Origin of the sequence: Rhodococcus sp. PAE-6, assembly GCF_025290685.1 — a bacterium.
Lineage (GTDB): Bacteria > Actinomycetota > Actinomycetes > Mycobacteriales > Mycobacteriaceae > Rhodococcus > Rhodococcus pyridinivorans.
In genome coordinates this window covers 1-272 of record NZ_JAOCLZ010000126.1, presented here as the reverse complement: position 1 = coordinate 272, position 272 = coordinate 1, and the positions used below count along the sequence as shown (strand labels likewise).

The following is a 272-nucleotide window of genomic DNA, read 5'->3' as shown; positions in this document are numbered from 1 at the left end:
GCCCGTGACAGTGCCGAGCAGGTTCTGCGTGCTTCGCCGCGCGAAAGCGCCTATCTGTTGCTGGCCGATATTGAAGAAGCTGAAACGGGCGATCAGGGTAAGGTTCGTGAATGGCTGGCGCGAGCCGTCAAAGCGCCGCGTGATCCCGCTTGGACCGCCGACGGTTATGTTTCAGAACAATGGTCGCCTGTATCGCCGGTTACGGGACGCCTCAACAGCTTCGAGTGGAAGGTTCCCGTCGTGGAACTTGCTCCAGCCATTGAAGCGGAAAA

At 59.2% G+C, this 272-nt stretch carries 1 protein-coding gene; it reads left to right on the top strand.

The window, feature by feature from the left end:
• The coding region (locus NVV99_RS26500) for a hypothetical protein (RefSeq protein ID WP_260783300.1) at positions 1-272 on the top strand (272 nt) is incomplete at both ends.